Origin of the sequence: Psychrobacter sp. 1Y11, from assembly GCF_052259045.1 — a bacterium.
In the GTDB taxonomy this organism is placed as follows: Bacteria; Pseudomonadota; Gammaproteobacteria; order Pseudomonadales; family Moraxellaceae; genus Psychrobacter.
This window is the reverse complement of the sequence record NZ_JBQQER010000004.1, coordinates 1-16357: the sequence shown is the minus strand read 5'-3', so window position 1 is coordinate 16357 and position 16357 is coordinate 1. Positions and strand designations below refer to the sequence as shown.

The 16357-nt window shown below is 44.2% G+C and carries 16 protein-coding genes and 1 tRNA gene; 8 read left to right on the top strand and 9 right to left on the bottom strand.

The annotated features are described in order from the left end of the window. Nucleotides 1–14: 14 nt before the first annotated feature. The 3 genes from ACTXGJ_RS04560 (at nucleotide 15) to ACTXGJ_RS04550 (ending at nucleotide 2729) form a co-directional block, all read left to right on the top strand. Nucleotides 15–293 carry a hypothetical protein gene (locus tag ACTXGJ_RS04560; RefSeq protein WP_439243410.1) on the top strand — a complete coding sequence of 93 codons (279 nt, stop codon included), beginning with the start codon at nucleotides 15–17 and terminating at the stop codon, nucleotides 291–293. 76 nt (nucleotides 294–369) lie between these two features. Continuing rightward, nucleotides 370–1527, top strand: a complete 1158-nt coding sequence (locus ACTXGJ_RS04555) for a tetratricopeptide repeat protein (RefSeq protein ID WP_443565249.1) — start codon at nucleotides 370–372, stop codon at nucleotides 1525–1527. Next, the gene (locus ACTXGJ_RS04550; protein ID WP_443565248.1) at nucleotides 1524–2729 is read left to right on the top strand and encodes a HupE/UreJ family protein; all 1206 of its coding nucleotides are present in this window, start codon (nucleotides 1524–1526) and stop codon (nucleotides 2727–2729) included. The genes ACTXGJ_RS04555 and ACTXGJ_RS04550 overlap by 4 nt, the downstream gene beginning before the upstream one ends. A 101-nt stretch (nucleotides 2730–2830) precedes the next feature. Here the strand turns inward: ACTXGJ_RS04550 and ACTXGJ_RS04545 are convergent, their stop codons facing one another. Then, nucleotides 2831–3940: an energy transducer TonB gene (locus tag ACTXGJ_RS04545; RefSeq protein WP_443565247.1), complete on the bottom strand. Its 1110-nt coding sequence runs from the start codon at nucleotides 3938–3940 to the stop codon at nucleotides 2831–2833. Between the two features lie 456 nt (nucleotides 3941–4396). On the opposite strand from ACTXGJ_RS04545, the gene ACTXGJ_RS04540 reads away from it, so the two are divergent. Continuing rightward, a complete protein-coding gene (locus ACTXGJ_RS04540; protein WP_443565246.1) occupies nucleotides 4397–5050 on the top strand; it encodes a DsbA family oxidoreductase in 654 nt (217 codons plus the stop codon). 99 nt (nucleotides 5051–5149) lie between these two features. On the opposite strand, the gene ACTXGJ_RS04535 is transcribed toward ACTXGJ_RS04540, so the two are convergent. The 7 genes from ACTXGJ_RS04535 to ACTXGJ_RS04505 all read right to left on the bottom strand — a co-directional run bounded on the left by ACTXGJ_RS04535 (nucleotide 5150) and on the right by ACTXGJ_RS04505 (nucleotide 14218). Beyond that, nucleotides 5150–5416, bottom strand: a complete 267-nt coding sequence (locus ACTXGJ_RS04535) for a DUF4031 domain-containing protein (protein ID WP_443565245.1) — start codon at nucleotides 5414–5416, stop codon at nucleotides 5150–5152. Nucleotides 5417–5446: 30 nt separating this feature from the next. After that, nucleotides 5447–5851, bottom strand: coding sequence for a RidA family protein (locus tag ACTXGJ_RS04530; protein WP_439243428.1), 405 nt, complete (start codon nucleotides 5849–5851; stop codon nucleotides 5447–5449). A gap of 84 nt (nucleotides 5852–5935) precedes the next feature. Next, nucleotides 5936–7594 (bottom strand): alpha-keto acid decarboxylase family protein, encoded by a 1659-nt coding sequence (locus tag ACTXGJ_RS04525; protein WP_443565309.1) that lies wholly within the window; start codon nucleotides 7592–7594, stop codon nucleotides 5936–5938. A gap of 250 nt (nucleotides 7595–7844) precedes the next feature. Next, on the bottom strand, nucleotides 7845–11357 hold the full coding sequence (locus tag ACTXGJ_RS04520; RefSeq protein WP_439243431.1) for an ESPR-type extended signal peptide-containing protein: 3513 nt from the start codon (nucleotides 11355–11357) through the stop codon (nucleotides 7845–7847). A gap of 330 nt (nucleotides 11358–11687) precedes the next feature. Then, nucleotides 11688–12248 (bottom strand): hypothetical protein, encoded by a 561-nt coding sequence (locus ACTXGJ_RS04515; protein ID WP_439243434.1) that lies wholly within the window; start codon nucleotides 12246–12248, stop codon nucleotides 11688–11690. Between the two features lie 54 nt (nucleotides 12249–12302). Then, nucleotides 12303–12857, bottom strand: coding sequence for a hypothetical protein (locus ACTXGJ_RS04510; protein ID WP_439243437.1), 555 nt, complete (start codon nucleotides 12855–12857; stop codon nucleotides 12303–12305). Between the two features lie 164 nt (nucleotides 12858–13021). Continuing rightward, nucleotides 13022–14218 carry a helix-turn-helix transcriptional regulator gene (locus ACTXGJ_RS04505; protein WP_439243440.1) on the bottom strand — a complete coding sequence of 399 codons (1197 nt, stop codon included), beginning with the start codon at nucleotides 14216–14218 and terminating at the stop codon, nucleotides 13022–13024. 301 nt (nucleotides 14219–14519) lie between these two features. Here ACTXGJ_RS04505 and ACTXGJ_RS04500 point away from each other — a divergent pair. Then, a tRNA-Gly gene (locus ACTXGJ_RS04500) sits at nucleotides 14520–14594 on the top strand. Between the two features lie 429 nt (nucleotides 14595–15023). On the opposite strand, the gene ACTXGJ_RS04495 is transcribed toward ACTXGJ_RS04500, so the two are convergent. Continuing rightward, on the bottom strand, nucleotides 15024–15251 hold the full coding sequence (locus ACTXGJ_RS04495) for a helix-turn-helix domain-containing protein (RefSeq protein ID WP_439243443.1): 228 nt from the start codon (nucleotides 15249–15251) through the stop codon (nucleotides 15024–15026). A gap of 198 nt (nucleotides 15252–15449) precedes the next feature. On the opposite strand from ACTXGJ_RS04495, the gene ACTXGJ_RS04490 reads away from it, so the two are divergent. The 3 genes from ACTXGJ_RS04490 to ACTXGJ_RS04480 all read left to right on the top strand — a co-directional run. Continuing rightward, complete coding sequence (locus ACTXGJ_RS04490; RefSeq protein WP_443565314.1) at nucleotides 15450–15596, top strand: hypothetical protein; 147 nt, start codon at nucleotides 15450–15452, stop codon at nucleotides 15594–15596. A gap of 53 nt (nucleotides 15597–15649) precedes the next feature. Continuing rightward, a complete protein-coding gene (locus ACTXGJ_RS04485) occupies nucleotides 15650–15961 on the top strand; it encodes a transposase (RefSeq protein ID WP_443565243.1) in 312 nt (103 codons plus the stop codon). Then, the coding region (locus tag ACTXGJ_RS04480) for an IS3 family transposase (protein WP_443565242.1) at nucleotides 15958–16357 on the top strand (400 nt) is incomplete at its 3' end. The genes ACTXGJ_RS04485 and ACTXGJ_RS04480, both read left to right, overlap by 4 nt.

Here is a 16357-nt window from a genome sequence, read left to right as displayed (position 1 = left end):
CAAGGAGAAATACTATGCGCTATCTATTTTTAGCCGTATTGGTCACTGGTTCAGCTGCTCTTATTGGTTGCTCTAACAGTGACAATAACGACTTTGACTTTGATAATCAAAATGAAAATGCTGATTCAGTTGATCAAGCTAATGCTCAATTAGCTGTTGATAGAACATCAGATGTAATTGATGCTAGCAACGATGTCAACACTGACGAGCCGCAAGATATAGACCGAATTATATTGCCTGAGGCTAACACAGCTGAGCCCGTTGCTATCACTGATGCAAACGCTTCACTGTAAAGCACTATCAGATTAACCTAGCACCTGATCATTCTACTGATTGGGTGCTTATTTATGTCAAAAGCTGAGAGATATTATGCACAGGTTAAAATCATTCTTTATATCATTAGCGCTATTCGCTGCTGCTAGCCCTACACTTTTTGCCGCGCCTTTCACTCCTGATGATGATCAGCAAATTCTAGCCACCTTACCTACTGATTCACCGCCGCCGCGTTACTTAACGACTAGCGACTTTATCTCTGGCAATACAAATACTAGCCCCGAGCAGACTCGGCAGTTATTAGAACGGGCGTATTTGCAAGAAGATCCCCGTGCACTAGGTCAAGCACAAGCGCAGTTAGATCAGTCTGATGAACAAAACGTTGAAACTCTTATGCTGAGGGCACGCGCTTTACAAGCGGCGCATAAGTTCGATGAGGCCAAAGGAGTCTTAGAGCAGATACTCAATCAAAAGCCATCCGACCCTGATGCGCTATTGACGCTATCTTCTTTGTTATTGGTACAAGGTCAATTTGATGAAGCAATGAGCTACTGTAATAGACTGAATGACGCCTCACTTCGAGTCTATCAACTGGCCTGCGTGGCTCAAATCAATAGCATGACAGGTAAGCTGTCGCAAGCGAAGGAAACCTTAAGCGGATTGGCGAGTTTAGCTCCTGGGCTTGATACCTCAACCGCGCGATGGATATACCTTATTCAAGCCGATGCTGCGCTACGTAGCCAAGACGCGTCACTAGCAAAAGAGGTTTTTGCCGTGATGGATAGCCAAACTGTACCCACACTGATGGCGCGCGCAGATTGGTTATTGGCTCAAGGCGAATATGACAAGGTGCGGCAGTTGCTCCAAGAGCATACTGACAAAGACGCTTTATTGCTAAAGCTCATTAGCGCGCAAGTTGCATTAAAAGATCCTAAAGCTCAGCAAAACTTAGCGTTGATGCAAGACCGTATTAAGGTTTGGCGTATTCGTCAAGAAAACGCCCATAAAAGAGAACAGGCAAACTATGCTCTGCTTAGCAACCAGATCGACTTAGCGCTGAAGCTAGCGCAGGAAAACTGGCAACAGCAACGAGAAACTGCTGATATTGCTATTTATACCACTGCCGCAATTAAAGCTAACAGTCAGGCTGATATTGACATTATAGAACAGTTTATAAAAGATACTGGTTTTGAATATCTAGCCCTAGAGCGTAGTCTAAATGAACGCCATCTCAGCAAGGAGACGCACTTATGAGATTTTTAACAGGGATTAGTGAGTCAAAGGCGTTTAGAGGATCAAAGACAATAAGTTGGCATCAAAGCTATCGTTATCTGCTAGCGCCGTTATTAATCATACTATTAGCGATAAGCCCCACCTTAGTGCAAGCGCATGAGGCCAGCACTGCTTATCTAAACTTAACGACGGCTGATACTGACACTACGGCTAAAAATAACTATAACGCAGAATACGAGGTATCACTCAGAGATTTAGCGTTACTGGTAAATATAGACGGTAACGGCGATCAGCAAGTGAGCTGGGCGGAAGTCAAGTCACAACAAGCGCTCATCGCTCAATTAATTGCGGCGCAAGTACAATTACAAAGCAATGGTACTGAGTGCCAAACGACTGATTTTGCCCCATTAGCTATTAATACTCGTGGCGGCTTTAATTACTTATATAGCAACTTTACTTTGAGCTGCGATGCGCCTATCGACAATCTTGATTATCAGATACTTGCAGGGGTAGATGCCAATCACCGCTTGATTTTGACCCAAGCGGATAGCCAGTTGCCTTTACAGGTGCTCAGCGTCGGACAAACACCTCTAGGTACTAGTGAAGGTGCGGGCGTAGGTTGGCTATCTATAGCAAGCAACTTTTTGCAGAGCGGCGTTCATCATCTGCTGATTGGTATCGATCATCTGTTATTTTTATTTGTGCTGTTGGTTCCTGCTGTGTACCGGCGTAAACAAAAACAACTGGTTGCCGTTGCCAAACCTAAGGCGGCGTTAATAGAGGTGTTTTGGATCGCCACTTCCTTTACGCTTGCGCACTCCATCACCTTGAGCCTGGCAGCGCTCGGTCTCGTTAGCATTCCTGCCCGCTTTATCGAGTCCTTGATTGCGCTATCGATAGCTTTTGCAGCCTTAAATAATTTAGTGCCGATGCTGCGCGTTAGAGCCGTTTATTTGGCGTTTGTGTTCGGTTTGATACACGGTTTCGGTTTTGCCAATGTTCTAGTTGATTTGCCTCTAGCGACTAGCGAGCGAGTCTTGGCATTATTGAGCTTCAATGTTGGCATTGAGCTTGGACAGCTTGTTTTCATCATTTTAGTCTTTCCGCTAGCTTTATTATTACGCCATACTAGTTTTTATAAAACGGTCATCTTTTACCTTGGCTCACTGGTGAGTATTGTTATTGCTCTGTGGTGGTTTGTAGAGCGTGCGTTTATAGGCTAGCTTTCGCAGTATGAGCTTTAGAACTTCTTAAGAGATTGAGTGGCCGTCATAGTTTTTAATGAATACCTATGAGGGCTACTCAACTATTATAATGTTATCTCTTAAGGCCGTTGATAGACCAAAGACATAGGAATGGTAGCTTCAACCGCAAGACCATCTATTTGCAAAGGCGTGAGCTGACCCGTTCTAACTTGAGTCGTGGCGACCGCATCGATGATAGGACTACCAGAAGATTCAAGCAGTTGTACCTCAGTGATAACGCCCTCTTTATCTACAGAGAGCTCTAAAAGTACAATAAACACGTCACCTGGGAGAGCATCAGTGCTACGCCAAATCAGCAAAGGAATATCGGTAATAGGCTGATGCTTCTCAAGCCAGCTGCCCTGCTCTTCCAAAAAAGGGATCAGCGCTTTGTCATCGGCGATAGTATTGCTTAAACTGTCTACGTCAGTATCAGCGGCTGGTTCTCGCTCTTGATTTAGGTCTTGATTAGCGGCTCGCTCTGCAGCTAGCGCTAATATTTTGGTAATAGCCTCCTCGTCCGCTTGGGCTTGCCACTGCGCTTGCGCAGACAATTTGCGATTGCTCTGCTGGGTGGCAGCGCGTTTTTGTATGGCTTGTTCGCGATTGAATTGTGCAGTTACTGCTCGGATCATCGCTGACAAATCATCTTCAGCTTCAGCCTCATTCGAGCTATTTTGCGTAGATGGCATATCATCAGTATTAGACGGGTTGCCCGAGGCTTTAGTTACTGGCACTTCACCTGTATCCGCTACTGACTGGTTTAAGTTAGTTTCATCTGCTAAGTCAGCTCGCTCAGTGCTTAGCTCTTTTGTGACCTCTTTATTTTCTACAAGCGTCTTCTCTTCTACCAGTGGCTGTTTTGGCTCGACAAGCTGTTTTGGCTCGGCAGCTTTTACGATGCTCGCCTTAGCAGTGCTAGCTTTTTCTTCTAATGCGACTTTTTGTTTTGGTGAAACTACTTTTTTAGTTTGAGGATCTAGATTGGTAATAGTCTCAGCTCCTCCTGCTAAGCTAGCCGAATCAAGAGTAATAAATTCCAACTGAATCAGGGCTGACGACTTAGTTTTTATGCTAGGTCGCTCTATAGGTTCAGTCAACATGCCCGCCCATACTACTATTCCATGTAAGGCAATAACCAAAATCATTACCCAGACATGAACAGGCCGATAAAATGGTTTATTTATCATAATATTTTGGCAATTAGTGCGTGGTATCGAAATCGGTTCATAGTCCAATCATCAAAAATTCGTCTATTTTTATAGCTATTACATTGAATAGTCATTACTTATCTTGCGCTAAATAAATATATAGCACAAGTAGCGTTATAACCTTAAATCAACCACTTATCAGACTTAAATTTTGAATTTCTCGTTACTATGTCTTTTAATGGATTGAGTTATATAGTCGATTTACTTTAAAAACGATATAGTGCTACTGGGACGAATTTTGCGCAGCTTCGAAAAGTGCGAAGCGCACAGCAAGCAAGGAGAATTTGTACCAATAGCACGACGCTATTGACGTATCGATTTTATTTCGTATTGGCTATATATCCTGACTAAAACAAGACTCGTCTTGAAAAGGAGTCGTATCGTTCGCAGTTATATAGTCAGTAGTCAATAAAGCAAAAAACATAAGGACAAATGATGAATACTACCAATAAACCCCTTCGTATCGATATCGTCTCAGACGTGGTCTGCCCTTGGTGCGTGGTCGGCTATAAACAACTAGCAGAAGCGTTAAAACAAACCAATACTAACTATGAAATTTACTGGCATCCGTTTGAGTTGAACCCAAACATGCCAAGTGAGGGTCAAAATATGCGTGAGCATATCATTGAAAAATACGGTTCAACGCCTGAGCAGTCTGATGAAAGCCGCGCTAGAATCACAGAAGCGGGCGCTGATGTCGGCTTCGACTTTAACTTCACTGATGAGCTGCGCATGCATAATACTTTTAATTTGCATCAGCTACTGCATTGGGCTGAAACCCAAGGGCACAGACATGAGCTAAAGCAAGCGTTATTCAGCGCGCACTTTACTGATGGGCGTAACCTGTCTGATAATGAGGTGCTCGCTGATATAGCAGCAGAGACTGGCCTTGATCGCACGGAGGCGTTAGCCGTGCTAGCAGATCAGCGCTTTGCAAAAGAGGTGCGTGAGATCGAGCAACATTGGCAGCGCCAAGGGGTACAAGGCGTGCCTGCTATTGTCTTTAACGAGCGTCATCTAGTCAGCGGCGCGCAAGGGGTGGAGAATTTCACTAGTATCCTCAAGCAATTAGCAGATATGCCAGAGTAATTATCTTTAGATATTATTGAGAGATAAATTTCAATCTTCCTGCTTTTTTCTGACTATTATGTTGAGAATAAAGCAGGTCTTTTGAATAAAATATAGCCATTAGGCTTGGTTTAATTCAATCTTTAATTTTTTGGCCGCGTCGATAATTTGCTTTCTGGTGGCTTTGATAGCGCCTTTATCTAAGGCAGCTTCTCGCATCTGCACGGTAATATCATAATGCGGATAGCTAGCATTGCGGTGAAAAAGACGCGCATCAACCTTGATGAGCGTGGCAAACTCATGCAGCTCTTGCAGACTATCGGCTAGCATATGACACCACTGATAGCCTCTAAACTCAATCTTCACAAAATCAACATAGACCGCCATGCTCATTGCTCCTTATTCAATCGAGGCAGCTTAATCGATTACCGCTGTCATCTCAATCTCAATAAGTAGACCGGGCATAGCTAGGGTCTGTACGCCAAGCAAAGTATTGGCAGGCGGGGTCACCTCACCATAAAAGCGAGCGATAGCCGCACCGACTACTTCTAGATCATCAGGTTTAAGATCGACTATATAAGTGCGCATACGTACCACATCAGCCGGGGTCGCTCCTGCCTCATTGAGCACAGTTTGCAGATTATTAAAGACTTGCTCGGTTTGTTTGGCTAAGTCCTCTCCACCTACTATCTCGCCTTCCTTGTCCCATGCCAGCTGACCTGCACAGTGGATTACGGTGCTGCCCTGTGCTTTGCTCGCGTGCGAGAAGCCAAACTGTAGGCTGTCATACATAGTGTTTGGATTGATTTTTTGATGAGTCATTTTATTATCCTAACTTTATTGTGCTATTCTTTTCTAAAAGATGCGGTGATGCTGTTTTTATTATAATAAAGCGTTAGTCGGCACTCACTTTAGGGCGGCACTGACTTTCGCTAGCATTGGCGGCACATCATGCTTATCAGTCATGACCTCGAGCATAATAAGCTTATCAGTGGTCGCCATGGCCTTTTTCAGCGCTGCTTTAAGCTCGCCTGCGGTAGTGGCTTTCAGCGATAAGCTGTTGTCTTTATCACCGCCAAATGCTTGCGGCATCAGTTGCCAATCACAAGTAGGAATATCATTATAACGGGCGTTTTCACCATGAATCGCGCGCTCAACGGTATAACCGTCATTATTGATCAGTACAATAATAGGGTTGGTGCGCTGTTGTAGCATCACCGCTATCTCTTGAATCGTTAACAGCGCTGAACCATCACCAATGAGCAGTACGCTACGCTTCTGTTTTGAGGCTATACTAGCCCCCAAGCTTGCTGGCAAGGTGTAGCCTATTGAGCCCCACATCGGCTGCCCATAGCAAGTCACCCCATCTGGCAAGCGCACATCACTGATGCCAAAATAGGATGTCCCTTGATCGGCAAATACCACATTACCTGCTTGCAAGTGCTCAGCAATGATATGCCATAAGTCTACTTGTAGAATAGCCTCCTCGTCGCTGCCTTTTTGCTCAAAAGCATGCACCTCCCCGCTGAGAGGCTTTGGCTTGATATCGATTCCAGAAGTCATCGCTTCGTGCAAAGCTTGCAAGGAATCTTTGAGCGCGATGGGTGCAAAGTTCTGCCCGCCAATGCTTGCGCGCTCGTAATGCAGATCCACAACGACCTGTTCATCAATGTCTTGGCTAAATCCGGCTGTCGTCGTATCGGTAAATTGCACGCCAATCTTAATCAAGCATTCGCAGTTTTCAACCGCATCTTTGACCACTGGCCTTGACGCGTCTCCAGCATAAGTTCCCGCCCAACGCTCGTCTTGCTCATCAAGCAAAGTCTTGCCCCAAGATAGTGTGGTATAAGGAACTTCAGTATCTGCAATCAAAGCCTTTAGCTGAGTTTGCAGCTCTAAACGATGCACCATTAAGTCGGCAATGATAGTGGTGGTCTTATTGGGCAGAAAGTCTACTAATGACGCTTTAAAAGCCTCTAGCGCCGCTTGGCTAGTCATATCCTCTTGACTGTCATCGAGCTTGGTTGTAGGCGGATAAATAGGTAAAGCTGCGACATCAGGCGATAACATCAGATAGCCTGGACGATGCTTTTTGAGTACCATACGTATCACTCGGTCAATCTCAGAAGCTGCATTCTCAGCGGTAATCTGCGCGCGAGCGACGGTGACCGGCTCAACCATTTTTATAAAATGGTTAAAGGTGCCATCCCCTAATGAATGGTGCAATCGGCGTTTGTCATGTTGCTGCTGCATAGTGGGCGTACCGACGACTTGTAGCACAGGCGCATACTCTGCAAACGAGCCGGCAGTCGCATTGATAGCCGATAACTCACCGACTCCAAAAGTCGTCACTAAGGCGGCAAATCCGCGCTCACGCGCATAGCCATCGGCGGCATAGCCTGCATTGAGCTCATTGGTATTACCGACCCAACGAAGCTTATCAGAGTCGATAATATTATCTAAGTAAGCTAAGTTATAGTCGCCAGGTACCCCAAAGACTTCAGTGGCGCCTGCCTCGGCAATACGTTCAAATAAATAGTCAGCGATAGTGTAAGGTTTAGTCATTGTATTATTTGTCATTGTGATCGTCCTTTATAGGTCTTGATAGTAGCCGCCATTGAGCAAACTTATTTTTCGTATCTTTTAATACTTATTATTCAAATAAGTTATCATATTGACATCACTATTGGCGCTTGGTTTTACAAAATTAGAACCTATGCACTGCCTTGGTTTACCATTAAATCGCTAACAGTAAAAAGCCACTACCTACAATGCTGGAGATAGTGGCTGATATAGCTATAAGAGTAGATCAGCATTACCAAATGCGATAAGAGATACCGCCGCCAATGGCTGTACCACCTGAATCGGTGTAAGAGCCTCCTAATTTATAAGTATAACTACCGTCGATACTAGCGCCTACTAATCCTACAGCGAGAGCGGCCTCACCATTATAGTAACCAGTTCCCCCTGTTATGCGGCCTTCCCCGTAATTGATAGCGTTTGGCATAGAGGCAATAGCGATGGCGCTCGCTATACCGCCGCTAAGCTCATCTTCTAGCTCGTTGACTTTATAACCAAGGTCGCTAACTCTTTGGCTATTTCTATCAATCAGCGCATTTTGACTATTATTTACAGCAATTTGATCGTTTGATACCTGCTCGATTCTCTCGTCAATTCGTTGATCCTGTGCTGTGTTTTCACTATTGACGTAAGTGGCAGTTGCTTTACTATCGATCTCTGAACGTAGTGCGGCATCTATCGTACCCGGATCGCCTTTGTCTCCCTTATCACCTTTAGGCCCTTGGGCGCCGATTGCTCCTTGATCCCCTTTGTTCCCTTTAGGGCCTTGTGGACCTTGAACACCACCACCGCCAACTCCTGGATCGCCTTTATCACCCTTATCACCTTTTGGTCCTTTTAAGCTTGTGAGCCACTGCGATTCAGAACCCGAAAAGCCATTACTCACTGCCACTTGATAAGCGCTATCACCAGCAGGACCACCGGCGACAGTTAAGTTCTTCAAACGATCATCGACCTCATCAAAAGCATCGCCGACATTATTGAAGTTTTTGCTATTGATGGTGTAACTAGGTCTTTGGAAAGTGCCGCTGGAATCAAAGCTGGCGCCACCACCAAAGACATTAGACATGCTTTGAATCTGCGAGAAATTGACACCGTCTAGCGCACTAGCGCCTGCAGCGATATTGGTCAGGGCTGCTGGTGTAGCAGCGCCGACCCCGCCAAATGTAACTTTATCTTTAGTCGTGGCATCATCATACATAACCGCCCCTGCGACGGTACTGGCGGTGGTTTCGACTTTTTTGAGCTGAGCGACGTTGACGACATCGGTGTCTTCGGTACCGGCGGCAACGCCTGTGATCTGGCGAGTGGTCCAGTTGGCGGGGTCAGCATCTGTGGTGTTGCCTATACTGAGCGCGGCACGTGTTGATTGCCACACAGGGGTAGTGTCAGTACTAGCGGTTTTGGTACTAGGGTCATAACCTGCTATGCCCGCAGTACTTGAGGTAATACTACCACTGCCGAGCGCCACGCTGTCGCGTAAGTCGGCCCTAGCCTGTGTTCCGATAGCGATAGCACGGATTGCAGAAGCATACGCACCAAAGCCTAAGCTTTCATAATCGCTACTGGCATATTCATAGATCTTACCGCCACTACCATCATCTTTAAAACGGCGATTGGAGGAATTCGTCTCAATAGGTGTGGTTGCAGCAGTGAAAGCGGCTTGTACCACCGCGTTTTCACGCGGTACGTTTATACCATCGCCGCCACTACCGATAGCAGTCGCACCCGTTTCAGTGGCGCCACTTGAGCTACCGATAGCGTTGCTATTGGTGCCTAATGCTTCATTATCATGACCCACCGCTAGACTGCGTCTGCCTACAGACTCATTGCTATAACCCACGGCTGAACTGGTAATGCCTTCTGATTTATTACGACTGCCTAGCGCTGAGCTATAATCGCCTATAGATTCATTACGACTACCAACCGCTGAGCTATAATTACCTAAAGACTCATTATGATAACCTATAGCTGAGCTATTAAAGCCTACAGATGTATTACGATAACCCGTTGTTGTGCTACTCTGCCCTTCTGACTTATTGTTATAACCTAGTGCGGAGCTGCTACCCCCTTTAGATTCATTGTTGTATCCTAACGCTGTGCTATAACCACCTTCAGCATCGTTACTCATGCCTAGCGCTGTACTATTTTTTCCTGAAGCGTTATTAATGGAACCGAAAGCCGAACTAAAGTCTCCTAAGGACTCATTGTTGTATCCTACCGCTGTACTTGAATCACCTAATGCTGAGTTTATGACACCCATCGCACTACTTCGCACGCCCATCGCCGCATTACCTGCACCAACGGCAGTGCTATTACGACCAAGAGCTACCGCACCACCCATCTGAGCACTATTCATAAAAGCCTCACGCTGCTCAACAGTGACTGCTACACCATTAATAGCAGTGATATCCGCTGGGTTTAGTCCTGTAGCAGTCACTGGTATGCCATTGACAGCAGTTAACTCCGTACCATTATTCTCGTAGTTAGCAAATCTGTCTAAGCCACCCCCAATGGCTGTTGTGCCATCTTCAAGGGCACCTGCTCGGAATCCATAAGCGATACTACTAGTAGCTACTGCCCGACTTCTATATCCTAATGACGAGCTATAACTGCCTAAGGATTCATTTGCATAACCCATCGCTGAGCTATTGATGCCTTTAGATAAATTTGAATAACCTAGCGCTGAGCTGCTATCGCCTGCTGACTCGTTACTATAGCCCACCGCTGAACTAGAACGGCCTTCAGTTTTATTCTCAAAACCCACCGCTGAGCTATTTAGGCCTTCAGACTCATTACGAAAACCTATTGCTGAGCTTTGAGTACCTATGGACTTATTGCGACTACCAACTGCTGAGCTTTGAATACCTGTGGACTCATTTAAATGCCCCATTGCTGTGCTATTACCGCCCAGCGCCAGATTTTTATGACCTACTGCACTGCTGCTACTGCCTATCGCAGCATTGGCAGCACCAACGGCAGTGCTATACAAACCAAAGGCTACAGAACCGCCATTATCGACGCTGTTGATAAAGGCATTGAGTTGATCGGGATTGGTTGTCACATCTACACCGTTTACTTCAGTAATGCTACTTAAAGTAGTACCCGTAGCCGTGACTGGGATACCGTTTACTGCTATCAAAGATCCGCCGCTACCTATGGTGAGCGATGCAGCAGCACCTGACGAACCACCGACTGCTGTTGCTCCATTAGCCAGTGCGCCAGCTCTCGATCCTAAGGCACCGCTACGTTTACCTGATGCTCTGCTTCGATGACCCACTGCTAAGCTGTCTTCTCCTGAAGATTTATTAGAGTACCCCAACGCTGAGCTAAAACCGCCTGACGCTGTATTGTCGTAACCTACAGCTGCGCTATAATTACCTGACGCTTTATTCAAAATACCTATCGCTGAGCTAAGAGCATTTGTAGCAGTATTACTAGTACCGCAAGCAACTGCAGACGTAGACGTGGACGTAGAACCGCCAGCACCACCTCCACTATCCTCACAAACAAACGCTTGAGCACTCATAGCAGTAAGTCCAAGCGCTGCTGCAATTGCAGCGCTGATCGCATGGCGACGTAGTGAGCGACCGCTACTTGATTGATTGCTGTTAACAGTGCTGGTAGGCGCTACTGCCCCAACAGTATTAGAGCGACTGGATTTGCCATTAGCTTTGGCGATTTCGCTAACGGCGACATAGCAGCCAATAGCACGATTGAAGATGACTCTATAGACATGATTTAACATAATAAATTCCTTTTTATCAATGATAGTGAATCATAATTAGGGCGAAACGATTTAAGTCACTGCTATCTTGTATATCCTTATATAGACGATCAGCTGTGTGTATGACATCTAACTTATTCGTTTAGCTTAGGTTAAAACCCTTGTTAAAACATCCTCCACATGAGGGTTGTTTTGCACTTTTTAGCTGTTATAAACACAAAAAAAAGCATTAGAGTGGCTCTAATGCTCGTGATAGGATTATTATGCGATTTGATAGTGTAGGATATTATCTATTTAAGTTGTTTAACCTCTTAAATAAGGGGATAAAACGCTTGATGAATATGAGCCAGCTCAGCTAGCAATCACGCTATACATGAGGTTATGACTTTCTATTTGCCTATCTTTTGGTTCTAACTCCATAACACTATAGTTCACTATTCGATCCTCTTTCTTTACCATAATCGTCGTTGTTTGCTCTTGTTTGGAGACCATAAGCTCTTCCCATCCTGCATCCTTTGCTTCTTTTTTTGTTTGATTAATCATCGCTGTGAGGTCGCCTGCAACCGCACCATGAATGACAAAGCCTTTAGGTATATTAGCGGTACTTATTAGTTTCATGCCATCAGGGAGCGGTACATCACTAGGAAAGTCCTCGGGTAGCGACACATCATTACCAACGGCTATTTTTATCTCTTCATCACCATCCCCTTTCATGACGATAGTTTGCGCTTGTTTATCATCGTTATCTATACTGATATCCATATCTGAGTCAGTCATCTTGTTCACCGCAGCCTCGGTAGCCTCAGAAGTGACTTTATCAGTAGTATCTGCTGAATCACAAGCTGTCAGTAACGTGCTAAGTAAAATGCCACTAGTAAGTAACGCTGTTGAAATTTTTATTGGGGTTTTCATAGTTAACAACTCCGTTTGTTAAGATTGTTCATTCTTATTTTTAGGCTACATCGATTATACGCAGCCCCTCTTCACCCACCTGCCTGCCATATCACCTCTTGCGCACTGAAACTGCTCGCCATACTGCACCAATATCCAAGTGGCATTTGCGGTGCCGCCATCTTCTAGCTTAAAGCTGACCCGATATCTTTGACCACTGACGCTATCGTCCATTAGGCCTGTTTTTTGTGCGATGACCACCGCTGTTTTGGGTTGTTCGGTGTTGGGGTAATAAAACACTTGCGCTAGATTATAGTCCTCATGCACGCTTCTGACCGGTAGGGTAATCAAATCCAGCTTTTCTAACGTACAATTGATCAGACCCATGGCTATAGGACAAGGTGCTATTGCCGCTGAGACGCCTCTACCATTGATATGGATACGCTTAAAGTTATTAGGATTGGCGACCAGGGTTCGAGGAGCATAATGCAACATGTCATCGAAGCCCGCTTGTGCAGAGGGGCTAAAGGCAAAAGTGCTGAGTATCAACAGCAGGCCGCACACTACTGGTTGTAGATAACTAACTGCATCACTATTTACTGTCAAACTTGCGGTAAGGAACAAACGCATGTCTTTCTCCTTGAGAATCAGGCTACCTTAAGTATCAGTATGTATTCATAGACGACGTATTTCTTCCCCCACATAGGGGATAAAACAGTCGATAAAGCCCCAAAATCACGGTTTTTTGATAAAAAATAGGTAGTCGGCTGCAAATTATAAGATAGTACGTCTTATCAGCTGGTCAGCTTTTGTTTCAGCTGCTCGTGAGAATGGACATCTAAGCGGTTATATAGGTCTTTTAGGTAGCTGCGTAGCGTCGTTTGCTTAATCGATAGATGCTCACAAATTTGGCTATTATCTAATCCGATAGAGACAGACCAAGCAACTGACATCGCTTTGGGAGACAGCGGGTACTTTTTTAACTGGTACAAGACTCTAAGACGCATAGGCTGTACTAATTCAATATGAATCGAATAATACTCTGGCATGCCATGAGCGTCTGCCAGTGCTTGCATGCGATAAGCGCGAATGACCAAGATACCGTTAGGTACCGATAGATGGTAAACCGGAGGATTATGAGAACTGTGGTTTAGTTTTCGCTCCAACGATTGGCACAGGAATCTAATGATGGGCTGGATGTTATATTGATAATTGAGTAAGTATCTGTGCTTGATGACCAGACCTTGAGTCAGCAGCTCGATTGCATCATCAGAGGCGGATAAAACATCGCCATTGGCGTTGACGGTGATGCTTGCGCTTTTATTCACCACTACCCTGCTACTACCGCAGCCGCTAAGAATCCCGGCCAAGCCCTTATTATCTACTGCATCTTCATCAAAACTTAATCCAAATGCTTTTGAGTTAGCGCTATCTACAAGATTGTCACGTGCCTCAAGGTTACTTGACGATAAGCTCAGGTGTTTGATATGACTATATAATAAAGGTAGCATCGCTAGCTCTTTACGACTAAAGCCAGGCTCGTCTCTGGATTTTCTACCGACTTTTTCTCTAAAAATACCAATCATGACTAGCGGTTTGTCATGATGACTAACCGTCATGTCGATAAAATGCTGAATACCGTTAGGGGCAAAAAAATGGGTATAAACGCTACCTTGAAAGTACGCAGCAGGCGGGGTCAGTAAGTTACCGTAATCCTTTGGCAGCCCAAATAGATGCGGGAAACTGGCAGGGTCATCCTGCGCTGAGGTAAGCAAATCCCCTTTTTCACAAAACAGCTTGTGAGTGCTTTCATTTAGGTTTTCAGTGTAGTATGCCAGTGGTTTGGCTTGCTGATCGGTCAAAATAAAGGTAAAACTTAAGCAGGGCAATACTTTATGTAGCGCCTCAGAGAGAACCGGCATGACTGTCAATGGTGGTAATCCCGAGCTACATATCAAGCGTATTTGTTGCCACATCTGATTGTGAGTCATAATAAACTCGCTTCCGTAATACTCTATCCTTTACCTATCTCACTAAAAAAATACTTATATCTAATCCTAGTGTTCGATTGTCTTTAGACACAAGCAAATAAATCCTCTATTACGAATATAACAGAAATGTAACAGTAGTTAAAGGATATGCTTCTTATATCTATAAAACAGGCATAAGATCAACTGTTATTTATCGTAGAATTAAATATTTTTCACTTTGTCATTTTCTAGTTGACAGAACAGAAAAACTGCGTATAATACGCCTTCATCATCTGATGATAGTTAATCAAACGATGAATCAGCGGGATTAGCTCAGTGGTAGAGCATAACCTTGCCAAGGTTGGGGTCGAGAGTTCGAATCTCTTATCCCGCTCCAAATATTAAGAAAGCCTCACTTAACAGTGAGGCTTTTTTTTGTCCGATTTTTAAGGGCTACAGCGTTTTTCAGTGTTAGCTATTTAGTCTAACTGTTAAGTTTACCTAACATATTAAAAGCTCAAAAATTAGCACCGTGACCCAAACGTGACCATTTCGTGCCCACACTATAAACGCTGATTCCGTAATTGAGCCCAACTTAGTATTTTCATCTTTATATAAATTGATGCTAAAAAATATTTTCTTAGCACCATTTTTATGTTTACACTGCTTTTATAAATTGAGCTCATAGCGTGACCAAAACGTGACCAAATCATGGAAAAGTGAATATTATAAATAGCCCCAACCTCAGTTATATGTATTGAAAAGCCTTATATATAAGGCACTGCCATTTATTTCTCTACGCACCCATTTTAAGTTTTAAAAATCCTCAAGCCTCTTCTTCAGTATCCTTAGTGTTTGGCTTATATACAAATAAGTCACCCACCTGCACGTCCAAAAACTCACATAACTGATCAATAGTATTGAAATCAATTCTTGACGACTCTTCATTATATAGCTTATGAAGTGTGGATTTACTCATGCCAGTTGCCCTTACAACATCTGCTACGCGCAACTTTTTCTCTGCCAAAATAACGGGGAGTTTAGACACAATCATAATTTTTTACCTCTTTTCGGGTAAAAATGCTTTACTTTGAGGTAAAAAGATAATATAGTACACAAATCGGTTATTAAATACCTCTAAGCGGGTAAATATTAACTGGTTCCTTCAAGACGCATTCTTACAGGCTGATAAAATAATTTTTTATTCTATCACTTAATGCAATTACTTAATAACTGAAAAGAGGTAAATATTATGAGTAACACTTATTTAACAACCGATGAGTTAGCCGAACGTATTAAATACGATGCACGTACCATTCGCAATCAAATGAAAGACACTGTCTTAATTGAAAATATCCATTACATACGGCCTTTTGGTGGTCGTAATGTAGTGGCATAATTAAATCGGACCACGCTTAAGAGGTTATACTACCCCAAAAGAAGGAACATAGTATGACCAGTAAACGCCAAGAATACACCCGAGAATTCAAGTTAGAAGCTATCAGCTTAGTCATTGATCACAAGCGCAAGGTTGCTGAGGTCGCAAAGACGCTAGGAGTTGGCGTCTCAACCTTAGACAACTGGGTACGCAAGTATAAAAAAGAGAAACAAGGTATTCGACCAACCGAAGGTCTGGCACTAACCGATGATCAGCGCCGCATTCAAGAGCTTGAGAGAGAAGTCAGACAGCTTAAGATGGAGAAAGATATCCTAAAAAAGGCTTCCGCTCTGCTGGCATCGGACAATCTCAACGTCTATCGTTGATAACCAAACTGGTAGAGCAGGACAAACGACTGAGCAAACGTAAGCTATGTCATCTGTTTGGTATCGTCAGAAGCAGCTATTACTATGGCATACAGACTAAACCTATTGATATTGAACGTGTCAAACTCAAAGCCTTGATACGTCAGATATATAACGACTCAAAGCAATCAGCTGGTGCTCGCACTATCATCGCCATCCTGTGGAATGAGCACAGCATTAAGCTAACACGTTACTTAGCCGCCAAGCTGATGGAGCAAATGAATCTGGTCAGTTGCCAGCTTAAAACACATAAGTACAAGCACGCTGATCAAGAGCATAAAGTGCATAACAACCTCTTAGAACGCAGATTTAGCCCGGTAGCACCTAATCAAGTTTGGACGGGGGACGTGACCTATA

Coding starts and splice junctions, on each gene's coding strand:
- ACTXGJ_RS04560 (WP_439243410.1), top strand. CDS start 15: ATGCGCTATCTATTTTTAGCCGTATTGGTCACTGGTTCAGCTGCTCTT.
- ACTXGJ_RS04555 (WP_443565249.1), top strand. CDS start 370: ATGCACAGGTTAAAATCATTCTTTATATCATTAGCGCTATTCGCTGCT.
- ACTXGJ_RS04550 (WP_443565248.1), top strand. CDS start 1,524: ATGAGATTTTTAACAGGGATTAGTGAGTCAAAGGCGTTTAGAGGATCA.
- ACTXGJ_RS04545 (WP_443565247.1), bottom strand. CDS start 3,940: ATGATAAATAAACCATTTTATCGGCCTGTTCATGTCTGGGTAATGATT.
- ACTXGJ_RS04540 (WP_443565246.1), top strand. CDS start 4,397: ATGAATACTACCAATAAACCCCTTCGTATCGATATCGTCTCAGACGTG.
- ACTXGJ_RS04535 (WP_443565245.1), bottom strand. CDS start 5,416: ATGGCGGTCTATGTTGATTTTGTGAAGATTGAGTTTAGAGGCTATCAG.
- ACTXGJ_RS04530 (WP_439243428.1), bottom strand. CDS start 5,851: ATGACTCATCAAAAAATCAATCCAAACACTATGTATGACAGCCTACAG.
- ACTXGJ_RS04525 (WP_443565309.1), bottom strand. CDS start 7,594: ATGACTAAACCTTACACTATCGCTGACTATTTATTTGAACGTATTGCC.
- ACTXGJ_RS04520 (WP_439243431.1), bottom strand. CDS start 11,357: ATGTTAAATCATGTCTATAGAGTCATCTTCAATCGTGCTATTGGCTGC.
- ACTXGJ_RS04515 (WP_439243434.1), bottom strand. CDS start 12,248: ATGAAAACCCCAATAAAAATTTCAACAGCGTTACTTACTAGTGGCATT.
- ACTXGJ_RS04510 (WP_439243437.1), bottom strand. CDS start 12,857: ATGCGTTTGTTCCTTACCGCAAGTTTGACAGTAAATAGTGATGCAGTT.
- ACTXGJ_RS04505 (WP_439243440.1), bottom strand. CDS start 14,218: ATGACTCACAATCAGATGTGGCAACAAATACGCTTGATATGTAGCTCG.
- ACTXGJ_RS04495 (WP_439243443.1), bottom strand. CDS start 15,251: ATGATTGTGTCTAAACTCCCCGTTATTTTGGCAGAGAAAAAGTTGCGC.
- ACTXGJ_RS04490 (WP_443565314.1), top strand. CDS start 15,450: ATGAGTAACACTTATTTAACAACCGATGAGTTAGCCGAACGTATTAAA.
- ACTXGJ_RS04485 (WP_443565243.1), top strand. CDS start 15,650: ATGACCAGTAAACGCCAAGAATACACCCGAGAATTCAAGTTAGAAGCT.